At 73.2% G+C, this 24,611-nt stretch carries 23 protein-coding genes; 10 read left to right on the forward strand and 13 right to left on the reverse strand.

Going from position 1 to position 24,611, the window contains the following annotated elements; translation table 11 throughout:
• Positions 1-46: 46 nt before the first annotated feature.
• The gene (locus ACFYO5_RS15185) at positions 47-1,465 is read left to right on the forward strand and encodes a dihydrolipoyl dehydrogenase family protein (protein WP_388708690.1); all 1,419 of its coding nucleotides are present in this window, start codon (positions 47-49) and stop codon (positions 1,463-1,465) included.
• Between the two features lie 617 nt (positions 1,466-2,082).
• Here the strand turns inward: ACFYO5_RS15185 and ACFYO5_RS15190 are convergent.
• Entirely contained in the window at positions 2,083-2,730 is a 648-nt protein-coding gene (locus ACFYO5_RS15190; protein ID WP_388708692.1) for a peptide deformylase, read from the reverse strand.
• 133 nt (positions 2,731-2,863) lie between these two features.
• On the opposite strand from ACFYO5_RS15190, the gene ACFYO5_RS15195 reads away from it, so the two are divergent.
• Positions 2,864-4,270 (forward strand): PepSY-associated TM helix domain-containing protein, encoded by a 1,407-nt coding sequence (locus ACFYO5_RS15195; RefSeq protein ID WP_388708694.1) that lies wholly within the window; start codon positions 2,864-2,866, stop codon positions 4,268-4,270.
• Between the two features lie 455 nt (positions 4,271-4,725).
• Here the strand turns inward: ACFYO5_RS15195 and ACFYO5_RS15200 are convergent, their stop codons facing one another.
• Both ACFYO5_RS15200 and ACFYO5_RS15205 read right to left on the reverse strand, forming a co-directional pair.
• Entirely contained in the window at positions 4,726-5,217 is a 492-nt protein-coding gene (locus tag ACFYO5_RS15200) for a hypothetical protein (protein ID WP_388708697.1), read from the reverse strand.
• A gap of 1 nt (position 5,218) precedes the next feature.
• Positions 5,219-5,674 carry an ATP-binding protein gene (locus ACFYO5_RS15205; protein ID WP_388708700.1) on the reverse strand — a complete coding sequence of 152 codons (456 nt, stop codon included), beginning with the start codon at positions 5,672-5,674 and terminating at the stop codon, positions 5,219-5,221.
• Positions 5,675-5,802: 128 nt separating this feature from the next.
• On the opposite strand from ACFYO5_RS15205, the gene ACFYO5_RS15210 reads away from it, so the two are divergent.
• Together ACFYO5_RS15210 and ACFYO5_RS15215 are read left to right on the forward strand one after the other, a co-directional pair.
• Entirely contained in the window at positions 5,803-6,033 is a 231-nt protein-coding gene (locus ACFYO5_RS15210) for a DUF397 domain-containing protein (RefSeq protein WP_356565951.1), read from the forward strand.
• A gap of 133 nt (positions 6,034-6,166) precedes the next feature.
• A complete protein-coding gene (locus ACFYO5_RS15215; RefSeq protein ID WP_388708703.1) occupies positions 6,167-7,087 on the forward strand; it encodes a helix-turn-helix domain-containing protein in 921 nt (306 codons plus the stop codon).
• A gap of 37 nt (positions 7,088-7,124) precedes the next feature.
• Here the strand turns inward: ACFYO5_RS15215 and ACFYO5_RS15220 are convergent, their stop codons facing one another.
• Positions 7,125-7,943: an SAM-dependent methyltransferase gene (locus tag ACFYO5_RS15220; protein ID WP_388708706.1), complete on the reverse strand. Its 819-nt coding sequence runs from the start codon at positions 7,941-7,943 to the stop codon at positions 7,125-7,127.
• 203 nt (positions 7,944-8,146) lie between these two features.
• Here ACFYO5_RS15220 and ACFYO5_RS15225 point away from each other — a divergent pair, with 203 nt between their 5' ends.
• From ACFYO5_RS15225 to ACFYO5_RS15235, 3 genes are all read left to right on the forward strand, one after another.
• Positions 8,147-8,860 carry a transcriptional regulator gene (locus ACFYO5_RS15225; protein ID WP_388708709.1) on the forward strand — a complete coding sequence of 238 codons (714 nt, stop codon included), beginning with the start codon at positions 8,147-8,149 and terminating at the stop codon, positions 8,858-8,860.
• The gene (locus tag ACFYO5_RS15230) at positions 8,857-9,834 is read left to right on the forward strand and encodes a pyridoxal-phosphate dependent enzyme (RefSeq protein WP_388708712.1); all 978 of its coding nucleotides are present in this window, start codon (positions 8,857-8,859) and stop codon (positions 9,832-9,834) included. Before ACFYO5_RS15225 ends, ACFYO5_RS15230 begins: the two co-directional genes overlap by 4 nt.
• Positions 9,835-9,998: 164 nt before the next feature.
• Positions 9,999-10,358 carry a cupin domain-containing protein gene (locus ACFYO5_RS15235; protein ID WP_356565941.1) on the forward strand — a complete coding sequence of 120 codons (360 nt, stop codon included), beginning with the start codon at positions 9,999-10,001 and terminating at the stop codon, positions 10,356-10,358.
• 11 nt (positions 10,359-10,369) lie between these two features.
• On the opposite strand, the gene ACFYO5_RS15240 is transcribed toward ACFYO5_RS15235, so the two are convergent.
• Positions 10,370-11,746: a VWA domain-containing protein gene (locus ACFYO5_RS15240; protein WP_388708715.1), complete on the reverse strand. Its 1,377-nt coding sequence runs from the start codon at positions 11,744-11,746 to the stop codon at positions 10,370-10,372.
• Positions 11,743-12,600: an AAA family ATPase gene (locus ACFYO5_RS15245; protein WP_388708718.1), complete on the reverse strand. Its 858-nt coding sequence runs from the start codon at positions 12,598-12,600 to the stop codon at positions 11,743-11,745. Before ACFYO5_RS15245 ends, ACFYO5_RS15240 begins: the two co-directional genes overlap by 4 nt.
• A 223-nt stretch (positions 12,601-12,823) precedes the next feature.
• On the opposite strand from ACFYO5_RS15245, the gene ACFYO5_RS15250 reads away from it, so the two are divergent.
• Positions 12,824-13,411, forward strand: coding sequence for a hypothetical protein (locus ACFYO5_RS15250; RefSeq protein WP_388708721.1), 588 nt, complete (start codon positions 12,824-12,826; stop codon positions 13,409-13,411).
• Between the two features lie 415 nt (positions 13,412-13,826).
• On the opposite strand, the gene ACFYO5_RS15255 is transcribed toward ACFYO5_RS15250, so the two are convergent.
• The gene (locus tag ACFYO5_RS15255; protein ID WP_388708724.1) at positions 13,827-14,675 is read right to left on the reverse strand and encodes an NAD(P)H-binding protein; all 849 of its coding nucleotides are present in this window, start codon (positions 14,673-14,675) and stop codon (positions 13,827-13,829) included.
• Between the two features lie 104 nt (positions 14,676-14,779).
• On the opposite strand from ACFYO5_RS15255, the gene ACFYO5_RS15260 reads away from it, so the two are divergent.
• Positions 14,780-15,175 carry a winged helix-turn-helix transcriptional regulator gene (locus ACFYO5_RS15260; protein WP_388708727.1) on the forward strand — a complete coding sequence of 132 codons (396 nt, stop codon included), beginning with the start codon at positions 14,780-14,782 and terminating at the stop codon, positions 15,173-15,175.
• Between the two features lie 77 nt (positions 15,176-15,252).
• Positions 15,253-16,791: an FAD-dependent oxidoreductase gene (locus ACFYO5_RS15265; protein ID WP_388708730.1), complete on the forward strand. Its 1,539-nt coding sequence runs from the start codon at positions 15,253-15,255 to the stop codon at positions 16,789-16,791.
• A gap of 6 nt (positions 16,792-16,797) precedes the next feature.
• Here ACFYO5_RS15265 and ACFYO5_RS15270 read toward each other — a convergent pair whose 3' ends face one another.
• The 6 genes from ACFYO5_RS15270 to rhaI all read right to left on the reverse strand — a co-directional run bounded on the left by ACFYO5_RS15270 (position 16,798) and on the right by rhaI (position 24,494).
• Positions 16,798-17,439 carry a lactate utilization protein C gene (locus ACFYO5_RS15270; protein WP_388708733.1) on the reverse strand — a complete coding sequence of 214 codons (642 nt, stop codon included), beginning with the start codon at positions 17,437-17,439 and terminating at the stop codon, positions 16,798-16,800.
• The gene (locus tag ACFYO5_RS15275) at positions 17,436-18,914 is read right to left on the reverse strand and encodes a LutB/LldF family L-lactate oxidation iron-sulfur protein (protein ID WP_388708736.1); all 1,479 of its coding nucleotides are present in this window, start codon (positions 18,912-18,914) and stop codon (positions 17,436-17,438) included. The genes ACFYO5_RS15270 and ACFYO5_RS15275 overlap by 4 nt, the downstream gene beginning before the upstream one ends.
• Complete coding sequence (locus ACFYO5_RS15280) at positions 18,911-19,666, reverse strand: (Fe-S)-binding protein (RefSeq protein WP_356565927.1); 756 nt, start codon at positions 19,664-19,666, stop codon at positions 18,911-18,913. The genes ACFYO5_RS15275 and ACFYO5_RS15280 overlap by 4 nt, the downstream gene beginning before the upstream one ends.
• 73 nt (positions 19,667-19,739) lie before the next feature.
• A complete protein-coding gene (locus ACFYO5_RS15285) occupies positions 19,740-21,176 on the reverse strand; it encodes a rhamnulokinase family protein (protein ID WP_388708740.1) in 1,437 nt (478 codons plus the stop codon).
• Between the two features lie 5 nt (positions 21,177-21,181).
• Positions 21,182-23,221 carry a bifunctional aldolase/short-chain dehydrogenase gene (locus tag ACFYO5_RS15290; RefSeq protein WP_388708743.1) on the reverse strand — a complete coding sequence of 680 codons (2,040 nt, stop codon included), beginning with the start codon at positions 23,219-23,221 and terminating at the stop codon, positions 21,182-21,184.
• A 112-nt stretch (positions 23,222-23,333) separates the two neighbouring features.
• On the reverse strand, positions 23,334-24,494 hold the full coding sequence (gene rhaI / locus ACFYO5_RS15295; protein ID WP_356565923.1) for an L-rhamnose isomerase: 1,161 nt from the start codon (positions 24,492-24,494) through the stop codon (positions 23,334-23,336).
• Positions 24,495-24,611 lie beyond the last annotated feature (117 nt).

Raw genomic sequence — 24,611 nt, forward strand, 5'->3', positions numbered from 1 at the left:
CCCTACCCGTGTGGCCACCCCGCACACCACCCACCAGACTGACCCCATGACGGAAACGGAAACCATCGCGTACGACGTCGTGGTGCTCGGGGCCGGGCCCGTGGGGGAGAACGTGGCCGACCGCACCCGCGCGGCCGGTCTCACCACCGCGGTCGTGGAGAGCGAACTGGTCGGCGGCGAGTGCTCCTACTGGGCCTGCATGCCCAGCAAGGCCCTGCTGCGCCCGGTCATCGCCCAGGCCGACGCCCGACGCCTGCCCGGCCTGCGACAGGCGGTGCAGGGCCCCCTCGACGCGGCCGCGGTCCTCGCCCACCGCGACTACTACACCTCGAACTGGAAGGACGACGGCCAGGTCGGCTGGCTGGAGGGCATCGGAGCCGACCTCTACCGCGGCCAGGGCCGCCTGACCGGCCCCCGCACGGTGACCGTCGGCGACACGGTCCTGACCGCCCGGCACGCCGTCGCCGTGTGCACCGGCACCCGGGCCGTCCTGCCCGACCTGCCCGGCCTGGCCGAGGTGAGGCCGTGGACGAGCCGCGAGGCGACGAGCGCCCGGTCCGTGCCCGGCCGCCTGATCGTGGTCGGCGGCGGCGTGGTCGCCACCGAGATGGCCACCGCCTGGCAGGCCCTCGGCTCCCGTGTCACCCTCCTGGTGCGCGGCAAGGGGCTCCTCAACCGCATGGAGCCGTTCGCCGGCGAGATGGTGGCCGAGGCGCTCACCGCGGCCGGCGCCGACGTACGGACCGGGACCTCGGTGGAGTCGGTGACCCGCTCGGACGGCACGGTCGTGGTCGTCACCGGCACCGGCGACCGTATCGAGGCCGACGAGATCCTCTTCGCCACCGGCCGCGCCCCGCGCACCGACGACATCGGCCTCGACACCGTCGGTCTGGAGCCGGGTTCCTGGCTGCCGGTCGACGACACCCTGCGCGTCACCGGCAGCGACTGGCTCTACGCGGTCGGCGACGTCAACCACCGTGCCCTCCTCACCCACCAGGGCAAGTACCAGGCCCGTGTCGCCGGTGCCGCGATCGCCGCCCGTGCCTCGGGCGAGACGGACCTGGATTCCGGCCCGTGGGGCGCCCACGCCGCCACCGCCGACCACGCCGCCGTCCCGCAGGTCGTCTTCGCCGACCCGGAGGCGGCCGCGGTCGGTCTCTCCCTCGCGGAGGCGGAACAGGCCGGACACCGCGTCCGCGCCGTCGACGTCGACCTCTCCTCGGTCGCCGGGGCGGGCCTGTACGGCGAGGGCTACAAGGGCCGTGCCCGCATGGTGGTCGACCTGGAGGACGAGATCCTGCGCGGCGTCACCTTCGTCGGCCCGGGCGTCGGCGAACTGATCCACTCGGCGACCGTCGCCGTCGTCGGCCAGGTCCCCCTGGCCCGCCTGTGGCACGCCGTCCCGTCCTACCCGACGATCAGCGAGGTGTGGCTGCGACTGCTGGAGGCGTTCCGGGACGGCTGAGCCGGGCGGGCCGCGGCCCGCCCACGCCGTTCTCCCGGCCCGTGCCCGTGGGGAGCGGGCCGCGGCCATGAGCACCGCGTCCCCGGAGGAGGTGGCGGCCATGAACACCGCGTCCGCGGAGGGGGCGGTGAACGCCGAGCACCCATGGCCGCCGGCCGCGTCGGCGCCCCGGGGCCGACCCACGCCGCCGGCGTCCCAGGAGGGGGCCGCCCCACGCGCCGGGCTTCTCGGGAGCGTCCGGCAGCCGTACCCGGCCGAGCGCGGCCTCGAACCCCGACGAACCGGGGTCCGGGGCGCCCGTGCCGGAGGAGGGGCCGTTCGCGTGGCCGCGTGGGCCTGTCCCCGCGCGGCCGGGGCAGTGGCGGGTCCTCGGCGGCGGCCTCTTCGGAGGAGGGGACGGGCCGCCCGCCCGGTGGGTGCCGACCACGAGTTCCGCCCGCCGGTCGGTGCCGACCAGGAGTCCCGGTACGGCATCACGGGCCGGCGCGTGCTCGACCGGGTGCCGCCGGGAGGGGGCGGTGGGGCAGCCGGCCCATGCAGAGGAGTGGCGGAGGAGGTCGGCGAGCCGCCTCCTCGACGGGGCTGCCGCCGTCCGACCGGCCGGGGTGCGGCCCGGCTCAGTCCGGGAGGTCGAAGCGCAGCGCCCTCGCCGCCGTCTCCGGTGTCGGCTGCGCCCACCGCCGCGCCACCGTGTCGTTGGCGGACAGCGAGCGCAGTTCGGCCCGGTCCAGGTAGAGCAGGCCGTCGAGGTGGTCCGTCTCGTGCTGCACGATCCGGGCGGGCCACCCGCCGAACACCTCGTCCAGCGCCCGGCCCCGCTCGTCCTCGCCGGTCAGCCGCACCTCGGAGTGCCGGGCCACCACCGCCTGCCAGCCCGGCACGCTCAGACAGCCCTCGAAGAAGGCGGCCCGGCCGGAACCCACCGGCGCGTAGGAGGGGTTGACGAGGACCCGGAACGGCTGCGGCACCCGGCCGCGGGCCATCCGCACCTCCTCCGGCACCGGCGCCGGGTCCTCGATCACCGCGATCCGCAGCTCCACGCCGACCTGCGGTGCCGCCAGGCCCACCCCCGGCGCCGCGCGCATCGTGACGCGAAGCGCCTCGACGAAGCGGGCCAGCAGGGAGGGGCCGAGCTGACCGTCGTAGCGCTCAGTGCCGGCCCGCAGGACCGGGTCGCCCGCCGCCACGATCGGCAACGGGCCGCCGACGTCGAGGAGTTCCTCGACCCGCTCGGCAAGAGGTGCGCGGGGACTGGGAGATGCCATCCGGCCAGCATGCCACGACCCCGGGCCCTGTGACGCAGGTCACCGAACGGGCCGGGAACTCGGCGGGGCCGCGCTCCGACCAACTGGTCCGTCACGGCTGACACTCCCGCACCGACCACCGGAGAGGCCTCCGATGTCCACCGCCCCCTCGACCACCGCGCACGAGGCCCCACCGCCCGCCATACCCGGACCCGGATCCCGGGGCCCGTGGGTACCGCTGCGTCCCCTGGTGCTGCGCCTGCACTTCTACGCCGGCGTTCTCGTCGCCCCCTTCCTCCTGGTCGCCGCCCTCACCGGCTTCCTCTACGCGGGCGCCTTCCCGGCCGAGAGGCTCCTGTACGCCCACGAGACGACCGTCGCCGTCGGCGACTCCGAGCTGCCGGTGTCCGAGCAGGTCGCCGCCGCCCGCAAGGCCCACCCGGAGGGCACCGTCACGGCCGTACGGCCGTCCCCGGAGGACGGGGCCACCACCCGGGTGCTGCTCTCCGGCGTCGAGGGTGTCGACGCCACCCACTCCCTGGCCGTGTTCGTGAACCCGTACACCGGCGAGGTGCGTGGCGCGCTGGAGCAGTACGGCTCGACCGGCGCGCTTCCGCTGCGGACCTGGATCGACGAGTTCCACCGCGATCTGCGCCTCGGCGAGAACGGCCGCCTCTACAGCGAGTTGGCCGCGAGCTGGCTGTGGGTGATCGCGGGCGGCGGCGTCGTGCTGTGGCTCTCCCGCCGCCGCGCCCTGCGCAAGGTCCGCGGCACCGGCGGCCGGCGGCGCACGCTGGGCCTGCACGGCACGGTCGGCCTCTGGACGGCGGCCGGGTTCTTCTTCCTCTCCGCGACCGGCCTCACCTGGTCCCAGTACGCCGGCGCCCACATCGACGAACTGCGCACCTCGCTGGGCCAGTCCACCCCGGCCGTCTCCGCGGCGGCGGGCGGCGGCGAGCACGCCGGCCACGGCGCGGCCGGCGGCGAGGACGATGCCGCACCGGGCGGTGAACACGGGGTGGGCCTCGACAGGGTCCTGGCCGCCGCCCGCGCCGAGGGCCTCGACGACCCGGTGGAGATCGTGCCGCCCGCCGACGCCGCATCCGCGTACGTGGTCCGCCAGGTGCAGCGGAGCTGGCCCACCAAGCAGGACGCGGTGGCCGTCGACCCGGCCACCGGCGAGGTCACCGACGTCGTGCGCTTCGACGACTTCCCGGTGCTCGCCAAGCTGACCCGCTGGGGCATCGACCTGCACACCGGCATCCTGTTCGGCCTGGTCAACCAGATCGCCCTGATGCTGCTGGCGCTCTCGCTGATCCTGCTGATCGTGTGGGGCTACCGCATGTGGTGGCAGCGCGGCCGGGGCTCCGGCTTCGGCAGGCCGATCCCGCGCGGGGCGTGGGCCCAGGTCCCGCCGTACGTGCTGGTGCCTCTCATGGCGGGGACAGCCGTCCTCGGCTACTTCGTGCCGCTCCTCGGCATCCCCCTGGCCGGCTTCCTCGTCGTGGACGTCGTCCTGGGCGAGATCGTGCACCGGAGGGGGCGGCGGGCCACCGTGTGAGCGTGTGTACGCGGGGGCGGCCCGGCGGTGGACTCCGCCGCCGGGCGGGCCCGCGACGTGCCGGGCCCCGCCGTGGGTCCGCTGGGTTCCGGGAACACGCGGGCCGTCACTACGCCGTCCTGTTCCCCTACGCCTTGCGTGACGACGCCTGGTCCGTGGAACTGAGTGAGGCTCGGTCCGCGTCGGCCGGGAGGGGGAGGACTCCGAGGCCGTGGTGACCCACCTGCCCGGCGCCGTCGTCCTGCGGACCCTGGTCCCGGACGAGGACCCGGATCCGGAACCGACCGTCCGCATCCACAGCCCCGACGAGCGCGTCGTCCCCTACGAGATCGTGCGGTGGTTCATGGACCAGGTGGCCGACCAGGTCGAACGCTGCCGCGTCGCGTTCGCGCGGGGAGGGCCCGAAGCAGGGGAACGAAGTGGCCCACGACCCGAGGGGCCCACGACCCGACGCCTCACCCGCGGGACAGTGTGGCGGCGAGTTCCCTGCTGGCCCGGACGATGTCGTGGTCCGGTTCGTCGAGCAGGTGGCGCAGGACGCCGCGCTGGGCGTGGACGGCGTGGCGCGCGTCGCGTTCCCATTCCACGTACTTCTCGCGGCGGCGCAGCAGCTTGGGATAGACGGCCGCGGTGGTCTCCCACTGCCGGGCGTCGGCGATGCTCTTCAGCAGTTGCAGTATCTCGACGCGGCAGGTGACCTGCGGGAGCCGGACGAGTTCCCACAGGAAGGGCACCGTGGCGGCCGTGGCCTGCCCCACCACGAAGCCGTACTGGCAGACGCGCTGGCGCAGTTGGCCGAGCGCGGGCCCGGCGGCGTCGGCGTCGCCGCGGGCGACGGTGGTCAGCAGGGCCGGGATGGCCTCGGCGGACCCGGTCGAGTCGGCCATCTCGGGCCAGGGCACGTGGCCGAGGTCCCCGAGCGGCATCGCTTTCTCTATGGCAGTCATGTCAGGTGTGGGTACGGGTCGGGAGCATGGCCCAGACGGTCTTGCCCACGGGGGAGCGGCGGGTCCAGCCCCAGTGCTCCGAGAGGGCCTCGATCATGTGCAGTCCGCGGCCGTGTTCCAGCAGGGGATCTCCGGCGTGCGGGTAGACGGGCAGGGCGTCGCTCGGGTCGGTGACGGCGCACACCAGGTGGGAACGGCGCAGCGACAGCCTGAGCCGTACGTCCCCGGCCTCCTCGGGCGGGTCCGGCAGGGCGTGCAGGACGGCGTTGGCGGCGAGTTCGGTGACGACGGTGAGCGCGTCGTCGGCGCAGTGCTCCAGGGACCAGCCGTCCAGGGTGCGGTGGGTGAAGTCCCGCGCCTCGGCGAATCCCTCCCGGCTGCCCGAGAGGTGCAGGAGGGCCGTTCTGGGCGAGTCGCGGACGGACTCGTGACTCCGGAACTGCGCAGGTGATGGCACGTGCATCTCCCTGAGGCGACGTCAGTACGGGGCGGGGGAAGTGCGGTTGACGACACGGCTATTATCCACGCTGACGATGTCCTCGTGCAATTTCACGGGAAATTGCGCGTACTAGCGAGGAGAGTGCAGTGTCGTCAGTGCCGAACGGAGTCCGGGCGAGCGCGCTGGGTGCCCGCTGGATCAAGAGCAGTCACAGCAACGCCGAGGGCAACTGTGTCGAGGTGGCCGTCCTGGAGGGGGGCGGGGTCGCGATGCGCAACTCCCGCGATCCCGAAGGGCCGGCCCTGGTCTACACGCCGGCCGAGGTGGCGGCTTTCGTGGCCGGGGCGAAGGGCGGGGAGTTCGACCACCTGCTGTAGCGGCATGCGATCACCTGATGTCGGGGCGGCGCGGGCGGACCGAATTCCCGCGCGGCGTGCGGTCGGTGGCCTTCTGGTGCGACAATGACGTCCGTCGTCCGCCGGTCAACGCAAGCCGCAACGGGGAGTCAGGATGTCTGCCGAGTCGCCTCGCGTCTCCCGCCTCGAACCGTATCTGAACCGGGCCGAGCCCGCCCTGACCTTGCTGAAAATGCTGGTCGGCGTGCAGCTGACGGGTATCCGTGACGACGTCGGAATGTCCCAGGACCAGGCCGCGCGTGCGGTCGGGTTCAGCCCCGCGAAGCTGTCACGGATCGAGGCGGGCAAGGGGCGCCGCCCTCCCACGGAGGGTGACGTCCGCGCGCTCCTGAGCCTGTACGGGACCGACGAGTACGAGGCCTCCGTCCTGCTCCGGTTGCTGCGCCGGGCGGGCGAGCCGGGCTGGTGGCAGCGCTACGACAAGCGGCTGATGCCCGAGTGGTTCGACCGCCTGGTGGGACTCCAGGAGGCGGCCACCGCCATCCGTACCTTCGAGATCCAGTACGTACCGGGACTGTTGCAGACCCCGGCGTACACCAGGGCCGTCGTCCAGAGAGGCCTGCCGACGGCGCCCGTGCGCGAGGTCGAGCGCCGGGTGGAGCTGCGCACGCGGCGCACCCGGCTGCTGGATCGGCCGGACGCCCCGCAACTGTGGGCCGTCGTCGACGAGTCGGTGCTGCTGCGGGTGCTCGGCGGCCCCGAGGTGATGCGGGAGCAGCTCGACCACCTGGTGGCGATGGCCACGCTGCCCCATGTGACCGTCCAGGTGGTGCCGTTGGACGTCACCCACGCCTCCGCGCCGGCGATCCCGGTGACCTATCTGCGGTTCGGCGGCTCCGATCTGCCCGATGTCGTCTACCTCGAGCAGATCAGGAGCGCCACCTTCCTGGAGGAGCAGGACGAGACGGAGGAGTACCGGGTCACGCTGGACCGGCTGGCCGACGAGGCGCTCAGCCCCCGTGACTCCCTCGTGCTCCTGCGCGAGACGGCGCGGAGCCGCTACCCCGCTCCCTGACCGTGGCGCCGGTCAGGGAGCGCGCGGTGCCGGTCGGTCAGGGCAGCCGGGCCACTCCGCCGAACTCGATCCACTCCTGGGTGAGCTGACGTGGAGTCACCTCGGTGTCGGGCCGCCACGTGGAGACCTCCACCAGGCCCGGGTCGAGGATTTCGAGGCCATCGAACAGCGCGGTCACGTCCTCTTCCGTGCGTACCCGGCCCCAGTGGCCCTGCGTGGCCTGGTCCATGAAGTTCGTGACGTACTCGCGGACCTTCGGGTCCTCGCTGACGAGTTGGCACATCAGCAGGAAGCTGCCCGGTGCGAGGCGCTCGACGACACGGCGGACCACGGCCGGCGGGCCGTCGGTCTCGCTGTCCGGGATGCAGTGGAAGACCGAGTTGAACAGCACGGCCACCGGCTCCGAGAAGTCGATCAGACGTTCGGTGTCGGGGTGGGTGAAGATCGCCTCGGTCTCCCGCAGATCGGCGTGGATGACCGTGGTGCGCTCGTCCTGCTCCAGCAGGGCCCGGCCGTGGACGAGCACCATCGGGTCGTTGTCGACGTAGACGACGTGCGCGCTCGGGTCGATGCTCTGGGCGACCTGGTGCACGTTGTCCTGCGTGGGCAGGCCTGACCCGTGGTCCAGGTACTGCCGGATTCCGTACTCCCGCGTCAGGGTCCGTACGACCCGCTGCAGGAAGCGCCGGTTGTTCAGGGCGAGGGCGCGCGTGCTGGGGACGACCTTGTCGAGTTCCTCGCACGCCGCGCGGTCCGCCGCGTAGTTGTCCTTGCCGCCCAGATAGTGGTCGTACATGCGCGCGGCTGTGGGAACCGCGGCATCGATCGACGTGGACAGCTGCTTTCCAGGCTGCATCTCTTCCCCCAGTACGGGCCCGCGCCGAGGGCTGGCGCGGTCGGCAACCCATCCTAGGGAAACGGCAATTGGCGATGCCACCCCTTGATCCGTCCTTCCCTGGGGGCAGGACGGGCGTGAGAGGGGTCTGGAATATCTGTCCAGTAGTTGGAATCGTGGTCTAATGGGGAAACGGCGCCCACGACGCACCCAGGAGGAGCCGCATGACGGTCGAGGACCCCCCGGACGACGATCCCCGCAAGGCGGAGCGTGACGCGATCCTGCGCGCCCTCGCGCCCGTGGTGGAGGGCGTCGCGGCGACCTTCGGGCCGGTGTGCGAGGTGGTGCTGCACGACTACCGGCACCCCGAGAACTCCGTGGTCGCGGTCGCCGGAGACGTCACGGGACGGGCCGTCGGCGCGGCGATGAGCGAGATCGGCATGCGCGTCCTCGCCCGCGGCGACGACGCCGACGACGAACTGAACTACGTCACCCGTACCGGCACCGGCCGGACGCTGAAGTCCTCGACGATGGTGCTGCGCGATTCGGCCGGTACGGTCTTCGGCGCCCTCTGCGTCAATGTGGACGTCACGGAGGTCGGCCGCGCGCAGAGTCTGCTCGCCGCACTGGCCGGGGCCGGCGGTCCGCCCACGGACGCGCCCGTGACCACCTTCGGCGACGACATCGACTCCGTCGTCGACGCCCTCCTCGACACCCATCTGCCGCCCGAGCGGACCTGGGCCGGCCTGGAGCGGTCCCGGCGCCTCGCCCTGTTCCGCGCCCTCGACGAACGCGGGGTGTTCGCCGTGCGCCGGGCGATCGAGCAGGTCGCCGCCCGCCTCGGCATCTCCCGAGCCTCCGCCTACAGCCACCTGTCCCAGGCCCGGACGGACGCCGCACCCGGTCCGCACGCCACCTCCGAGGGAGCCCACCCGTGACGACCACACCCGCGCCGATCACCCTCGGCGACGTCCGCGACGCGGCCGCCCGGCTCAAGGGCGTCGCCCACCGCACTCCCGTCCTGCGTTCCCGCACCCTCGACGCGCTCGTGGGATCGGAAACCTTCCTGAAGTGCGAGAACTTCCAGCGGGTCGGCGCCTTCAAGTTCCGCGGCGCCTACAACGCCGCCTCCCGGCTCACCCCGGCGCAGCTCGCGCGCGGCATCGTCGCCTACTCCTCCGGCAACCACGCGCAGGCCGTCGCCCTCGCCGCCCGGGAACTGGGCACCACCGCGGTGATCGTCATGCCCGACGACGCCCCGCGCTCCAAGCGGGCGGCGACCGAGGCGTACGGCGCCGAGATCGTGACGTACGACCGCTACGGCGGCGACCGGGTGGCCGTCGCCGAGGCCCTGGCCGCCGAGCGGGGCCTGGCCGTCATCCCGCCCTACGACCACCCGCACGTCATGGCCGGACAGGGCACCGCGGCCCTGGAACTCCTGGAGGAGGCGGGCGAGCTGGGCGCTCTGCTGGCGCCGGTCGGAGGCGGCGGACTGATCGCGGGAAGTGCCACGGCGGCCAGGGGGCTGTACGAGGGGATCCGGATCGTCGGCGTCGAACCGGAGGCCGGGGACGACACGAGGCGGTCGTTGGAGGCGGGCCGGCGCGTGGAGATCCCGGTGCCGCGCACCATCGCCGACGGCCAGGCCCTGCACACGCCCGGCGAACTCACCTTCTCGGTGAACCGGCGGCTCGTCGACGAGATCGCGCTGGTCTCCGACGACGAGATCCGCGCGGCCATGCGGTTCGCCTTCGAACGACTGAAGATCGTGATCGAGCCGAGCGGTGCCACCCCGCTCGCGGCCCTGCTCTCCGGCCGGACCGGCCCGCTGCCGCGCCGGGTCGGCGTGATCGTCTCGGGTGGCAACGTCGACGCCGAACGCTTCGCGCGGCTCTGCGGCGGCGGCGCCTGAGGACGCTTCATGGCGATGCGGGACCCCGGCATTCACCCGAATGGCGGCACCCGGGTCGCGGACGGAGGATGAACGTGTGGGGACGGGCCCCACCGGTGACCTCCCGTGGCGCCGGGGAGACCGGCCCCGGCCGCGGTCGAGCGCGGCCGGAAGGGAGGAGCGTCATGATGGAAGTGAAGACGCTCGACAAGCCGGACGAGCGACGTGATTTCCCGCAGGGGCACCTCGAAGCCGTCCACATGACGGGGCTGGACTTCGCCGTGGCGACCTTCGAGCCCGGCTGGCGCTGGTCCGAGTCGGTGGCGCCGATCGCGGGAACGGACAGCTGCCAGGTCCACCACAACGGCTACGTCGCCCAAGGCCGGATGCGCATCCGCATGGACGACGGAGCCGAGAGCGAGGTGGGCCCCGGTGACGTGTTCGTCTGCTCGCCCGGCCACGACGCCTGGGTGGTCGGCGACGAGCAGGTCCTCGTGTACGACTTCGCCGGGCAGATGGCCCAGGAGTACGCGAAGGCCGACTGAGGCCGATCCGTTCAGACCGGGAGGATGCGGCTGACCAGCGCGCCGAGCTGGTGTGCGGTGCGGCACTCGTGCATCGCGACCAGTTCGGCGTAGTCCGGGGCGGCCGAGTCCCCCGTGCCCCACTGGGTGCGCGGCTCCGGGTTCAGCCAGTGCACCCGGCGTGCCCGGCCCGCGATCCGCCGTACGGCGGGCAGGTTGGGGTCGCTCATGTTGGTGCGGGCGTCGCCGAGCACGAAGACCGTCGTCCGGGGGCCGACCGCCGCGCCGTACCGCTCCGCGAACTCGCCGAGGGCGACGCCGTAGTCGCTGCTGCCGTGCCAGCCCGTCAGCGTGGCCTGCGCGCGAATGCGGGCGCCGAGACCCTCCGGGTCGGCCGTGCCGTGCCGCAGCAGACCGGTGACCTCGTCGACGCGGTTGACGAAGGCGAACACCCGCACCCTGGAGAACTGGTCGTGCAACGCCTGCACCAGCAGCATCGTGAAGTCGGAGAACCCGGACACCGACCCCGACACATCGCACAGCAACACCAGTTCGGGCCGGACCGGGCGCCGACGCCTCAGCACCGGCCGCATCGGCACCCCGCCCGTCGACAGGGACCCGCGCAGCGTGCGCCGCAGATCGATCGAACCGCGCGAGGCCCGGCGTCGGCGCGCCGCCAGCCGGGTGGCCAGCTTGCGCGCCAACGGGTGCACGGTGCGCCGCAGTTCGGCCAGCCGGTCCTGGCCCGCGTAGAGGAAGTCGACCCGGTCGGCGGTCGGGGCCACCGCCCGCCGGGCGATCTCGTCCCGGCCCCGCCGCTCGGCCACCCGCCGCCGCGCCTCCACGGCGACCAGCGCCCGGAAGGCCTCGATGCGCCGCCGGATCTCGTCCTCCAGCAGCCGGTCGGTGAAACCGGCGTCCCCGCCCCGCCGCCGGACCTCGTCCCGCACCCGCGCCAACAGGGTCTGCGGGCGCAGCCGTTCGAGGGTCTGGTACGCCGACCAGCCGTCCGTCCCCGGTGAACTCCCGTAGCCGCCCAGGCCGTCGACGGCCTCGATCGCCAACCGGGCCGACAGGGCCTCGTCGTCGGCGGCGAGGGCGGCGGCGAGCCGGTCCCGCAGGTCGTCCCGGCCGGCGGACGCCGCGGACCCGGAACCGCCGGCCCCGGGCGCGCCGACGCCATAGGGGAAGTACAGGTCGAAGACCGCGTCGAACACCCGCCGTTGGTCCGCGGAGTGCAGCAGCGTCGCGGCCAGCCCCTCGCGCAGCAGTGCCCGGTCCGCGAAGCCCAGGGCGGCCGCCGCCCGCGCCGCGTCGACCGTCTCGCCGGTGCCGACCCGCAGCCCGTGCGAGCGCAGCGCGGCGACCAGGCCGGTCAACCGCTCCGCCACCTCCGTCGTGCCGGTCACACGGCGTCCAGGTCGAGCTTCGCGGCCGCCTTGAGGACATCGTCCTGGTGCTTGAGGATCACGCCCAGCGTGGCGCGCACGAGATCCTCGTCGAGCGTGTCGGCGCCGAGGGCGAGCAGGGTGCGCGCCCAGTCGATGGTCTCCGCGACGGAGGGCGCCTTGCGCAGGTCCATCGCGCGCAGCGCACCCACCACGCGGACGACCGACTCCGCCAGGGCCGCGTCGATGCCGGGCACCCGCAGCCGCACGATCCGCCGTTCCAGCTCCTCCTCGGGGAATCCGATGTGCAGGAACAGGCAGCGGCGGCGCAGCGCCTCCGACAGCTCACGGCTCGCGTTCGAGGTGAGGACGACGAAGGGGCGGCGGGTCGCGGTGATCGTGCCCAGCTCGGGGACGGTGACCTGGAAGTCGCTGAGCACCTCCAGGAGCAGGCCCTCCACCTCTATGTCGGCCTTGTCGGTCTCGTCGACCAGCAGCACCGTCGGCTCGTCGCCGCGGATCGCGGTCAGCAGCGGGCGGGGGAGGAGGAACTCCTCGCTGAAGATGTCCGTGCGGGCCTCGTCCCACGTCTCGTCGCGGCCCGCGCTGATGCGCAGCAGCTGCTTGGCGTGGTTCCACTCGTACAGGGCCCGCGACTCGTCGACGCCCTCGTAGCACTGCAGGCGCACGAGCCGGGCCCCGGCCACCCGGGCGACGGCCTTGGCGAGTTCCGTCTTGCCGACGCCGGCCGGCCCCTCCACCAGGAGCGGCTTGCCGAGCCGGTCCGCGAGGAAGACCGTGGTGGCGACGGAGGGCGAGGCCAGATAGCCGGTTTCGGCGAGGCGGGCGGAGACATCGTCGACGGACGTGAACAACGGGGCCTCCGGCGGTCCGTGCGGGTGTGGGGCGAGGGCGTTGGGCGAGGTGGGTCCTGGGTCCGGGACTATCTAAGCGCTTGTTCAGCGCGCTTGTCATCCGGTCGGCAGGACCTTGTCGTCCGGCCCGAGGTGCCCGTCGTCCGGCCGGAGGGGCTCCTCGTCGGGCCGAGGCGCTCCTCGTCCGGTCCGCGTTGTCAGTGGCTCCCGGTACCTTCCGATCATGGGCGTCTACCTGGTGAGCATCGATGCGGGGGAATGGTTCGGCGAGGACGGGGGAGAGGGCGGGCACGGAGCCGTCGCCGCGGCGCTCGACGACGAGCTGCGCCGACGCGGACTGCGGCCGTACGAACCGGGGCGCGGGCCCGCGGGCCGGGGTGCGGGCGGCTGGTTCGAGGAGAAGGTCAGCCCTTCCATGAAGGGGTTCGACGCGTTCTGCCGGGACCGGCTGACCGAGGCCGAGCGCGAGACCTTCTACGGCTGGACCGTCCTGGTGCCGCTGTCGCTGGCGGAGCCGATCCCGCTGCCGTTCGGCTCCGCCTACACCGACGAGACGGTGATCGCCGGCGCCCCGCAGGTCCTCGCCCTGGGCGAGCGGCTGGCCGGAGTCCTGCGCCTGCCCCTGGACGCGATACCGGCGACGGGCGCCAACCTCGAACTGAGCCTGTGGTTCATGGACGGGGTGCGCGAGACCGCCGCCGCGAGACCGGGCCCGTGGACCGAGGACCTGGACACGGCCTTCTACGTGGCGCTGTACCTGCGCGCCGCCCGGTACGCGCTGCGGCACGGCTGCCCGGTCGCCTACAGCTGACCCGCGCCCGTCACCCCCGGAACGCGGCGGCGTGTCGGGGGCCGAGTCCGCGAGGGGGCGTGGCGCGTGCCCCGGCATCCGTTCCACGTCGGGGTTGAGGCCCACCGGTCACCCCTGGAGTGCGGAGGCGTGCCGACCGGGCCCACCCTCGCGAAGGGGCGCGCCGGCACTCGCTCGACGTCTGGGGTGGCGCCCGCCGGTCACCCCTGGAGTGCGGAGGCGTGTCGGCCGGGCCCACCCTCGCGAAGGGGCGCGCCCCGGCATCCGTTCCACGTCGGGGTTGAGGCCCACCGGTCGTCCGTGTCGGCCGGGCCCATCCCGCGAAGGGGCGCGCCCCGGCATCCGCTCGACGTCGGGGTTGGCGTCCACCGGTCACCCCCGGCATCCGCTCCACGTCTGGGCCGGCGCCCATCCGTCACCCCCGGAACGCGGCGGCGTGTCGGTGGGCCCAGTCCGCGAAGGGGCGTGGGGGGCGCCCCAGCACCCGCTCGACGTCGGGGCTGACGCGTCGCTCGGCCGGCGTGGGGTCGCCGAGGATCGCCAGCGTGGTCTCCACCACGGGCTCGGGCATGAACGCCAGCAGCTGGACGCGGGCCTCGTCGCGGCTCTGCTCGACGAACCGCACCGGTTCGCCGAGCGCCGCCCCGATCGCCTCGGCCCGCTCGCGGGGGGTCGTCGGCGCGGGGCCGGTCAGTTCGAGGACGGTGCCGGCGTGCCCGTCCTCGCGCAGGGTCACGGCCGCCACCTCCGCGATGTCGGCCGGGTCGACGGTGGGCAGGCCGACGTCCCCGAAGGGCGCCGCCACGGTGCGGTGGGCGCGGACCGGCTCGGCCCAGGCCAACGCGTTGGAGTGGAAGCCGCCCGGCCGCAGGATCGTCCACTCCAGCCCCGACTCGCGCACGGCGTCCTCCAGGACACGCGCCGCACCCCCGTGCGACGCCGACTCGGGCCGGGTCGCGACTCCCTGGGAGGACAGCAGGACCACCCGGCCGACCCCGCCCGCCTTCGCCGCGTCGAGCAGGTCGCGCGGGCTGAGCAGAGGCAGGCTCGCGCCGCCGTTCTGGAGGAACAGCGCGTCGGCGCCGTCGAGAACCGGTCGCAGGCCCTCCGCGTCGGTGAGATCGGCGCGCACCGCACGAACCCCGTCGGGCACCTCCGCGTCCGAGACGGTCCGGGACGTCGCCGTCACCGACTCGCCCGCCGCCGCGAGGACGCGCACGAGTTCCCGGCCGGCGTTCCCCGTCGCCCCTGTCACCACGATCATGAGTAACTCCCTGGTCAAGATGGGTTGTTGGTCGATGACAGGGACGCTAGCACCGTCGATATAGTAGGTACCCAGAGGAAAGTGACTTCCCCGAAGGGATGCGCATGACCGGCAGGACGACCGCCCCGCACGCCTCGGCGGAACCGGCCACCGCCCCCGAACTCGCCTGTCCCGTCTCCCCCGTCGTGGACATCGTGTTCAGCCGCTGGACCACGCCGATCCTGTGGACGCTCCACACCCACGGCCGGCAGCGCTTCGTCCACCTGGAGCGCCGGATCGGCGGCATCACCCCCAAGGTGCTGACCCAGCGACTCAGGCAACTCGAACGCGACGGGCTGGTCGTGCGCACCTACCACCCCGAGGTGCCCCCGCGCGTCGAGTACGAGATCAGCGAACTCGGCCTCAGCCTCGCGCCCCTCTTCGCCCACCTCGCCGAATGGGCCACGGACAACCTCCCCAAGGTGGAGCGGGCCCGCGAGGGCTACGACGGCAAGCGGTGACCCCACGGCGCACGGCCTCGGGCGGAGCCCGCCCCGCCCGGCCGTGTGACCGCCCCCGTCGCGGGCACTCGGAGCCCATGGAACAGCAGGCGGACATCCACGGGTCGTACTGGCTGGACACGGCGCCCCCCGGCGAGCCGGCACCTCCTCCGGAGGGGCCGCTCACCGTCGATGTGGCGGTCGTCGGCGCGGGCATCGCCGGGCTCAGTACAGCCCTGGAGCTGGCCCGGCAGGGCCGCTCGGTCGCCGTCCTGGAGGCGCACCGGATCGCGGCCGGCGTCACCGGCCACACCACGGCCAAACTCAGCGCCCAGCACACCCTCGTCTACGACCACCTGCGGCGTACCCGGGGCTCCGAAGGCGCCCGGCTGTACGCCCGCTCCCAGTCGGACGCCGTCCGGCACGCGGCGGCGATCGCCGCCGAACTGGGCATCGACTGCGAATGGGAGGACGCCGCCTCCTACACCTACGCGCAGGACCCCGCCCGCACCGACCTGCTGAAGGCCGAGGCGGAGGCCGCGCGGGAGGCGGGACTGCCGGCCGAGTACGTCACCGAGACGGAGCTGCCCTTCCCGGTCGCGGGCGCCGTCCGGGTCGCCGACCAGGCCCAGTTCCACCCCCGCAAGTACCTGCTGGGCGTCGCCGACGCCATCCGGCGGCTCGGCGGCACCATCCACGAGCACGCTCGCGTCACCGAACTCCACGAGGGCGAGCCCTGCGAACTGACCGTGGAGTCCCCGCTGTCCACGACGAAGGTGACCGCCCACGCCGTCGTCGTCGCCACCCACTACCCCGTCTTCGACCGCGCGCTTCTCTTCACCCGGCTCTCCCCGCGCCGCGAACTGGTACTGGCGGCGCCGATCGACGCCGGCCGCGCGCCGCGCGGCATGTACATCACGCCCGAGCGCAACACGCGTTCCGTGCGGACCGCGCCCCTGCCCGACGGCCGGCGTCTCCTCGTCGTGACCGGTGAGCACTTCACCCCCGGCGCGGGCGGAGACGTCGAGGAACGGTTCGACAGGCTGGCCGGCTGGGCCACCGAGCACTTCGGCGACCTCACCTTCACGCACCGCTGGGCCACCCAGGACAACGAGTCCACCGACACCGTCCCGCTCGTCGGCCCCCTCCATCCCGGCAGCGCGAACGCGTACGTGGCCACCGGCTTCGGCGGCTGGGGCATGAGCGGCGGCATCATGGCGGGCCGACTGCTGAGCGACCGGATCACCGGACGCGACTGCCCCTGGAGCGACCTCTACGACCCGCGCCGTATCGCCTCCGTCGTCCGCGAGGGGATGACCTTCCTCAAGCAGCAGGCCGACGTGGCCCGCCACTTCGTGGGGGACCGGCTGCCGACCGGGACCGGCTCGACGGTGGACGCGATCGCCCCCGGCGACGGCGCGGTCGTCCGCGTCGCCGGGGAGCGCTGCGCCGTCCACCGTGACGAGACGGGACAACTGCACGCCGTCTCCGCGCGCTGCACCCACCTGGGCTGCCTGGTGGCGTTCAACCGCGCGGAGCGGGCCTGGGAGTGCCCGTGCCACGGCTCCCGCTTCGACGTACGCGGCGAGGTCATCCAGGGCCCGGCACAACAACCCCTGGAGCGACGCGAGTTGTAAGGCCGCTCAGTCGACCAGGATCACTTCCAGGGTGCGCGGACCGTGCACCCCCTCCACCCGGTCGAGTTCGATGTCACTGGTCGCCGAGGGGCCCGAGATCCACGTCAACGGGCGCGCCGGGTCGAGCCGTTCGAGGGCCTGGGGGACGGAGGCGACCACCTGGTCGGGGACGCGCACGACACAGACGTGGTGGTCGGGGACGAGGGTGACACGGCGGCGGCCCTGGTCGGGGGAGCCGTCCAGGACGAGGGTTCCGGTCTCGGCCACCGCCACCGCGCACCCCGTGATCACGCTGTCGACCCGGTCGAGTTCGTGCGGCGTGCTCGTGGCGCTGTCCGGGAACCGCTCGGCCTCGGTGGCCGCCAGCCAGCCGGCGTCCAGCCCCGGCGGTGCGAGCACCGTCCGCGCGCCGCGCGCCGCCAGCACCGCCGCGACCGTCGCCGGCAGGTCCGCCGCGGTGCAGCGATGCACGATCGCCCGGTACTCCGCGAGGTTCTCGGCGAGCAGCTCCACCGTCTCCTCGACGCTCCGCTCACCGTGCTCGCGCAGATAGTCGCGGCCGACGGCCTCCTCGTACGGCGGCTCGTCCCGCGGCACGTCGGCCAGCGCGCGCCGCACCCGGCCCAGGATCCGTTCCCTGCTGTTCACCGGAGACCGTCCTTTCCGCCGTGCGTACGCTGCCACCAGTCGCGGAAGGGTTCCGCCGGCACGGCCGGGAGGTCTCGTGTCGCGCTCCACGCCCTGCCGGGGCCGGGGAGCGAACGCGGATGCAGCCGGCGGGTGCGGGAGGCGAGCCGCTGTCCGGTGCGCAGGGCGCCGGGACGGCTGAACGCCCAGCGGGCCGCCCGCATCGCCGCCCGCTCGGCGGCATGCCCCTTCGCCGGCCTCAGCACCGTCTTGTTGCCCTCGCGCGTCACCGGCCCGCCCTGGACGACCCGTTCCCGCAGGTGCACCAGCACCTCGGGGATGTCGATGGCGACCGGGCACACCTCGTAGCAGGCGCCGCACAGCGAGGAGGCGTACGGCAGCGAGGCGTCGATCTCGCTCTGGGTGCCCCGGAGCTGGGGACTGAGGATCGCGCCGATGGGCCCCGGATAGACGGAGCCGTAGGCGTGTCCGCCGGCGCGTTCGTAGACGGGGCAGACGTTGAGACAGGCCGAGCAGCGGATGCAGCGCAGGGCCTGGCGGCCGACCTCGTCGGCGAGGGTGTCGGTGCGGCCGTTGTCGAGGAGGACGAGGTGGAAGGTCCGCGGGCCGTCGCCGTCGGTGGTGCCCGTCCACGTCGAGGTGTACGGGTTCATGCGCTCGGCGGTGGAGGAGCGGGGCAGGGTCTGGAGGAAGACCTCCAGATCGCGCCAGGACGGCACGATCTTCTCGATGCCCACGACCGAGATCAGCGTCTCGGGGAGGGTGAGGCACATCCGCCCGTTGCCCTCGGACTCGACGACCACGAGGGTGCCGGTCTCGGCGACCATGAAGTTGGCGCCGGAGACGCCGACCTTGGCCCGCAGGAACTTCTCCCGCAGGTGCAGACGGGCCGCCTCGGCGAGTTCGGCCGGGGAGTCCGTCAGCCCCTCGGGCGCCGGACGGCCCCACTCGCCCATCTCGCGGGCGAAGATGGTCCGGATCTCCCCGCGGTTGCGGTGGATCGCGGGGACGAGGATGTGGGAGGGGCGGTCCTTGCCCAACTGCACGATCAGCTCGGCGAGATCGGTCTCGTAGGCGCGGATGCCCTCGGCCTCCAGCGCCTCGTTGAGCCCGATCTCCTGCGTGGCCATGGACTTGACCTTCACGACCTCCGACTCGCCGGTCTCCTTGACCAGTCGGGTGACGATCCGGTTGGCCTCCTCGGCGTCGGCCGCCCAGTGGACGACGCCGCCCGCCGCCGTGACCGACTGCTCCAACTGCTCCAGATAGCGGTCGAGGTGACGGAGGGTGTGGTCCTTGATCTGCTTGCCGGCCTCCCGCAGCCGGGCCCAGTCGGAGAGCTCGGCGACCGCCTTCTCGCGCTTGGCGCGGATGGTGTGGGTGGCGTGCCGCAGGTTCTTGCGCAGCGTCGTGTTGTCCACCGCCTCGCGGGCGGCCTCCGGAAACGCCGGCATCCCGACGAACGTCCCGCTCATACGGCCGGTTCCTCCTCCGTGCTCGCCAGGATCTCCGCGATGTGCACCGGCCGCAGGCCCGACCGGAGCCGGGTCATCGTGCCGCCGATGTGCATCAGACACGAGTTGTCGGCCGCGCACAGCACCTCGGCGCCCGTCGACTCGGCGTTGCGCACCTTGTCCGTCCCCATCGCGGCGGAGACGTCGGCGTTCTTCAGCGCGAAGGTGCCGCCGAAGCCGCAGCACTCCTCGGCGCCGGGCAGCTCGACCAGTTCCAGCCCCCGCACGGCTCGGAGCAGCCGCCGGGGCCGCTCCCCGAGACCGAGGCCGCGCAGCCCGTGACAGGTCGGGTGGTAGGTCACCGTGTGCGGGTAGTACGCCCCGACGTCGGTCACGCCGAGCACGTCGACCAGGAACTCGGTCAGCTCGTACGTCTTCGGCACCACCGGCGCCAGGGCGGCGGCCAGGGTGTCCCCGCGCCCCTCGGCCCGCGCCCGCTCACCCATCCGCGGATACAGCTCGCGCACCATCGCCCCGCACGACCCCGACGGCGTCACGATCGCCTCGTACTCCCCGAAGACCTCGGAGAAGTGGCGGGCCAGGGGCTCGGCCTCGTGGCGGTAGCCGGTGTTGTAGTGGGCCTGGCCGCAGCAGGTCTGGGCCATCGGGAAGTCGACCTCGACACCCAGTCCGGTCAGGAGCTTCACCACGGCGCGGCCGGTGTCCGGATACAGCGTGTCGTTGACACAGGTCAGGAACAGTGCGACACGCATCGCGGCTCCTCGGGGGTTGATCATCGGATGGGGGCAGGGTAGTCCGGCGGCCGGACCGGCGGGAGGCCCCGGCTCACCGTGCGGCGAGCCGGGCCTGCGCGTCCCGCCAGGGCCCGGTCCCGCCCCGTGGTTCGTAGCGCGTCAGGGGCTGGGTTCTGGCGAGCAGCGCGCGCATGGCGTGCCGGTCGCCGACCAGCCCGTGCGCCCCGGCCTGGACGAGGACGTTGCCGAGCGCGGCGGCCTCCGTCGGACCGGCCACCACCGGCAGCCCGCAGGCGTCGGCGGTGAGCTGGCACAGCAGCGCGTTGCGGGTGCCGCCGCCGACGATGTGCACGACGTCGACGGGGTGGGCGGCCAGCCGCTGGGCGTCCTCGACCGCGCGCCGGTGGGCGAGCGCGAGGGAGTCCAGGATGCAGCGGGTCACCTCGGCGGGTGTGTCCGGCACCGGCTGCCCGGAGGCACGGCACGCCTGCGCGATCCGCTCCGGCATGCGGCCCGGCGCCAGGAAGGCGGCGTCCCCCGCGTCGACCACGGACCGCAGTGCCGGCACCTCGGCGGCGGCGCGCAGCAGCCCGCCGAGATCCGGATCGCCCCAGGCCCGTACGGACTCCTGGAGCAGCCACAGGCCCATGATGTTGCGGAGGTAGCGGACCGTGCCGTCCAGCCCCAGCTCGTTGGTGAAGTTGGCGGCGCGGCTGTCCTCGGTGAGCACGGGCGCGTCGAGTTCCAGGCCGGCCAGGGACCAGGTGCCGGTGCAGATGTAGGCGAAGCGTTCGCCCGTCGCCGGCACGGCGGCCACCGCGGACGCCGTGTCGTGCGAACCGACGGCCGTCACCGGCACGGGTCCGGCGAGCCCGGTCTCCTCCAGCACCTCCGCCCGCAGCACCCCGGCCGCGTCCCCGGGCCGCCGCAGCGGCGCGAACAGCGAGAGGTCGATGTCCAGCCGCGCGGCCAGGTCGTGGGACCAGTCGTGGGTCCGGGGATCGATGAGCTGGGTGGTGGAGGCGTTGGTCAGCTCGGTGCCCTGCTCGCCGGTCAGCCAGTACGACAGCAGATCGGGCATGAGCAACAGCCTTTTGGCCTGGGCCAGTTGCCGGCTGCCACGGGCCGCCGTGAGCTGGTACAGCGTGTTGAACGGCGCGTACTGCAACCCTGTCGCCGCGTACAGCTCGGCGGCCGGGACGCGGGCCCACACCTTCTCCGCGACGCCCTCGGTCCGGGCGTCCCGGTAGTGCACCGGGTTGCCCAGCAGGGCACCGTCGGCGTCCAGCAGGCCGTAGTCCACGGCCCAGCTGTCGATGCCGACGGAGTCGACCTGGCCGGCCGCCCGCAGGCCCGCCAGCACCCCGGCGTACAGACCGAGCACGTCCCAGCGCAGCCCTTCCGGCACGCGCACGGGCCGGTTGGCGAAACGGTGCGCCTCGGCCAGCTCCAGCGAGTCCGGGCCGACGCGGCCGACCATCACGCGCCCGCTGGAGGCACCGAGGTCGACCGCGGCGTACGACTTCACGGCCGTCACCGGAGGAAGGCGGCCGCCACACCCGCGTCGACGGGGATGTGCAGACCGGTGGTGTGGGTGAGTTCGCCGCCCGTGAGCGCGAACACGGCGTTGGCCACGTGCTCGGGCAGCACCTCGCGCTTGAGGATGGTCCGCTGCGCGTAGAACTCGCCCAGCTTCTCCTCCTCCACCCCGTACACGGCCGCGCGCTTGGCGCCCCAGCCGCCCGCGAAGATGCCCGAGCCGCGCACCACGCCGTCGGGGTTGATGCCGTTGACGCGGATCCCGTGCTCGCCCAGCTCGGCCGCCAGCAGCCGCACCTGATGGGCCTGGTCGGCCTTGGTCGCGGAGTAGGCGATGTTGTTCGGGCCGGCGAAGACGGCGTTCTTCGACGCGATGTAGACGATGTCGCCGCCCAGTTCCTGGGCGATCATCACGCGGGCCGCCTCGCGGGAGACCAGGAACGAGCCCCGCGCCATGATGTCGTGCTGGAGGTCCCAGTCCTTCGCGGAGGTCTCCAGCAGCGGCTTGGAGATCGAGATGCCGGCGTTGTTGACGACGAGGTCGACCCCGCCGAAGGCGAGCGCCGCGGCCCGGAAGGCCTCGGCGATCTGCTCCTCGGAGGTGACGTCGACGGTCACCGCGACGGCCTTGTCCGGCCCGCCCAGCTCCTCGGCGACGGCGCCGGCGTTGTCCGCGTTGAGGTCGGCGACCACCACACACGCGCCCTCGGCGACCAGCCGGTGCGCGATCGCCCTGCCGATCCCGCTGCCCGCGCCTGTCACCAGCGCCACCCGCGTGGCCAGCGCCTTCGGCTTCGGCATCCGCCGGAGCTTGGCCTCCTCCAGTGCCCAGTACTCGATGCGGAACTTCTCCGACTCCTCGATCGGCGCGTACGTCGACACCGACTCGGCGCCGCGCATCACGTTGATCGCGTTGACGTAGAACTCGCCGGCCACCCGCGCGGTCTGCTTGTCCTTGCCGAAGGAGAACATGCCCACTCCGGGCACGAGCACGATCGCCGGGTCGGCGCCGCGCATCGCGGGGGAGTCCGGCTCGGCGTGCCGCCGGTAGTAGGCGGCGTACTCCTCACGGTAGGCGGCGTGCAGCTCCCTCAGCCGCGCCACCGCCTCCTCGACCGTGACGGTGGGCGGGAGGTCCAGGACGAGGGGCCGCACCTTGGTCCGCAGGAAGTGGTCCGGGCAGGAGGTGCCGAGCGCGGCCAGCCGCGGATGCTCGGCGGCGGCCAGGAAGTCCAGCACGACGCCGGAGTCGTCGAAGTGGCCGACCTGCGGCCGGTCCTGCGAGGCGATCGCCCGCACGTACGGCGCGAGCGCGGCGGCCCGCTCCCGGCGCTCGCCCTCGGGCAGCGCCCCGTAGCCCTCGACGAGGGGGCCGAACGGCTCGGCCTTGCCCCGCTCCGCCAGGAACGCCTCCGCGGTGCGGATGATGTGCAGCGAGTTGCGCTCACACTCCTCGGCGGTGTCCCCCCAGGCGGTGATCCCGTGCCCGCCGAGGACGCAGCCGACGGCCTGCGGGTTGGCCGCCTTCACGGCGGCGATGTCCAGCCCCAGCTGGAAACCGGGCCGGCGCCACGGCACCCACACCACGCTGTCCCCGAAGCACTCGGCGGTCAGCTTCTCCCCGTCGGCGGCGCAGGCGAGCGCGATCCCGGAGTCCGGGTGCAGGTGATCGACGTGGGCGGCGTCCACGAGGCCGTGCATGGCGGTGTCGATGGACGGCGCGGCGCCGCCCTTGCCGTGCAGGCAGTAGTCGAACGCGGCGACCATCTCGTCCTCGCGCTCGACGCCGGGATAGACGTCGACGAGCCCTCGCAGCCGGTCCAGCCGCAGTACGGCCAGCCCCGCCTCGGTGAGGGTCCCGAGGTCCCCACCGGACCCCTTCACCCACATCAGCTCGACGTCCCCACCGGTGACCGGATCGGTGTCGGTGCCCTTGGCGGACGTGTTGCCGCCGGCGTAGTTGGTGTTCCGGGGATCAGCGCCGAGCCGGTGCGAGCGGGCGACGAGAGCGGCGGCTTCGGGGTGGGTGGTCATGAACCTTCAGTCCTTACTAGACAGGGGCGAGTGCACTTGCTCCAGGGACGCGGGGAACCGCGCGACCAGCCACGGCGGACCCGCGGTCCGACACGGACAGGAGGGCGGACGCTCACGCGCCCCAACCTGCCTGCTCCCCGCCGACCCGCTCGGCGACGATCTTCTCGGCCCACCCGGACGCCTTGTACGCCTTGAGGGGCTCGGGGTCCAGACCCATCTCGTCCCGCACCTCGCGCAGCAGCGGCCGGACATCCGTGTTGTACGCGTCCATCAGCACCGCGTTCGCCTCCAGCACGTCGCCGGACGCCTGCGCCGCGGCCAACGCCGACCGGTCGACCAGCAGGGCTTTCGCCGTGGCCTCCTGGACGTTCATCACGGACCGGATGATCGCGGGGATCTTCGCCTCGATGTTGTGGCACTGGTCGAGCATGAACGCCACGTCGGAGTCGAACCCGCCGCCCCGGACGACCTCGTACATGATGCGGAACAGCTGGAAGGGGTCGGCCGATCCCACCATCAGGTCGTCGTCGGCGTAGAAGCGCGAGTTGAAGTCGAACCCGCCGAGTTTGCCCTCGCGCAGCAGCGTGGCCACGATGAACTCGATGTTGGTGCCCGGCGCGTGGTGCCCGGTGTCGACGACGACCTGCGCCTTGGATCCGAGCTTGAGGCAGTGCGCGTAGGCGGTGCCCCAGTCCGGCACGTCGGTCGTGTAGAACGCCGGCTCGAACAGCTTGTACTCCAGCAGCAGCCGCTGCCCGTCCCCGAGCCGCTCGTAGACCTCGGCGAGGCCCTCGGACAGCCGGTCCTGGCGGGCCCGGATGTCGTCCTGGCCGGGGTAGTTCGTGCCGTCGGCGAACCACAGCTTGAGATCGGCGGAGCCGGTCGCGTCCATGATGTCGACGCACTCCAGGAGGTGGTCGACGGCCTTGCGGCGGACCGCGGCCTCCGGGTGGCAGATGCTGCCCAGCTTGTAGGCGTCGTCCTGGAAGGTGTTGGAGTTGATCGTGCCCAGCTTCACCCCCCGGTCCTCGGCATGTTTCGCAAGTGCGGAGTAGTCCTCCACCTTGTCCCACGGGATGTGCAGGGCCACGGTCGGGGCGACGCCGGTGAACTCGTGCACCTTCGCGGCGTCGTCGAGCTTCTCCCGCGGGTCGCGCGGCACGCCCTCCTGGGCGAACACCTTGAAGCGGGTCCCGGAGTTCCCGTACGCCCACGACGGCGTCTCTACGGCCTGGGTCTTCAGCGCGGCCTTCACCGCGGCGGGGTCGGTCACTTGCGGCTCCTGTGACATCGGTCCGGAAAGACAACCTGAACGGCTTCCGGAAAGGCTTCCGGGTGAAACGATTCAGAACGGGAAGCTATGAGCCCGCCGGGGGTGTGTCAACCCCTC

This window comes from Streptomyces sp. NPDC006259 (assembly GCF_042870975.1).
In the GTDB taxonomy this organism is placed as follows: Bacteria; Actinomycetota; Actinomycetes; order Streptomycetales; family Streptomycetaceae; genus Streptomyces.

What these genes read in the sequence shown, in the direction of transcription:
- ACFYO5_RS15185 (WP_388708690.1), top strand. Translation starts at nt 47, where the DNA reads ATGACGGAAACGGAAACCATCGCGTACGACGTCGTGGTGCTCGGGGCC.
- ACFYO5_RS15190 (WP_388708692.1), bottom strand. Translation starts at nt 2,730, where the DNA reads ATGGCATCTCCCAGTCCCCGCGCACCTCTTGCCGAGCGGGTCGAGGAA.
- ACFYO5_RS15195 (WP_388708694.1), top strand. Translation starts at nt 2,864, where the DNA reads ATGTCCACCGCCCCCTCGACCACCGCGCACGAGGCCCCACCGCCCGCC.
- ACFYO5_RS15200 (WP_388708697.1), bottom strand. Translation starts at nt 5,217, where the DNA reads ATGACTGCCATAGAGAAAGCGATGCCGCTCGGGGACCTCGGCCACGTG.
- ACFYO5_RS15215 (WP_388708703.1), top strand. Translation starts at nt 6,167, where the DNA reads ATGTCTGCCGAGTCGCCTCGCGTCTCCCGCCTCGAACCGTATCTGAAC.
- ACFYO5_RS15220 (WP_388708706.1), bottom strand. Translation starts at nt 7,943, where the DNA reads ATGCAGCCTGGAAAGCAGCTGTCCACGTCGATCGATGCCGCGGTTCCC.
- ACFYO5_RS15225 (WP_388708709.1), top strand. Translation starts at nt 8,147, where the DNA reads ATGACGGTCGAGGACCCCCCGGACGACGATCCCCGCAAGGCGGAGCGT.
- ACFYO5_RS15235 (WP_356565941.1), top strand. Translation starts at nt 9,999, where the DNA reads ATGATGGAAGTGAAGACGCTCGACAAGCCGGACGAGCGACGTGATTTC.
- ACFYO5_RS15250 (WP_388708721.1), top strand. Translation starts at nt 12,824, where the DNA reads ATGGGCGTCTACCTGGTGAGCATCGATGCGGGGGAATGGTTCGGCGAG.
- ACFYO5_RS15255 (WP_388708724.1), bottom strand. Translation starts at nt 14,675, where the DNA reads ATGATCGTGGTGACAGGGGCGACGGGGAACGCCGGCCGGGAACTCGTG.
- ACFYO5_RS15260 (WP_388708727.1), top strand. Translation starts at nt 14,780, where the DNA reads ATGACCGGCAGGACGACCGCCCCGCACGCCTCGGCGGAACCGGCCACC.
- ACFYO5_RS15265 (WP_388708730.1), top strand. Translation starts at nt 15,253, where the DNA reads ATGGAACAGCAGGCGGACATCCACGGGTCGTACTGGCTGGACACGGCG.
- ACFYO5_RS15275 (WP_388708736.1), bottom strand. Translation starts at nt 18,914, where the DNA reads ATGAGCGGGACGTTCGTCGGGATGCCGGCGTTTCCGGAGGCCGCCCGC.
- ACFYO5_RS15280 (WP_356565927.1), bottom strand. Translation starts at nt 19,666, where the DNA reads ATGCGTGTCGCACTGTTCCTGACCTGTGTCAACGACACGCTGTATCCG.
- ACFYO5_RS15290 (WP_388708743.1), bottom strand. Translation starts at nt 23,221, where the DNA reads ATGACCACCCACCCCGAAGCCGCCGCTCTCGTCGCCCGCTCGCACCGG.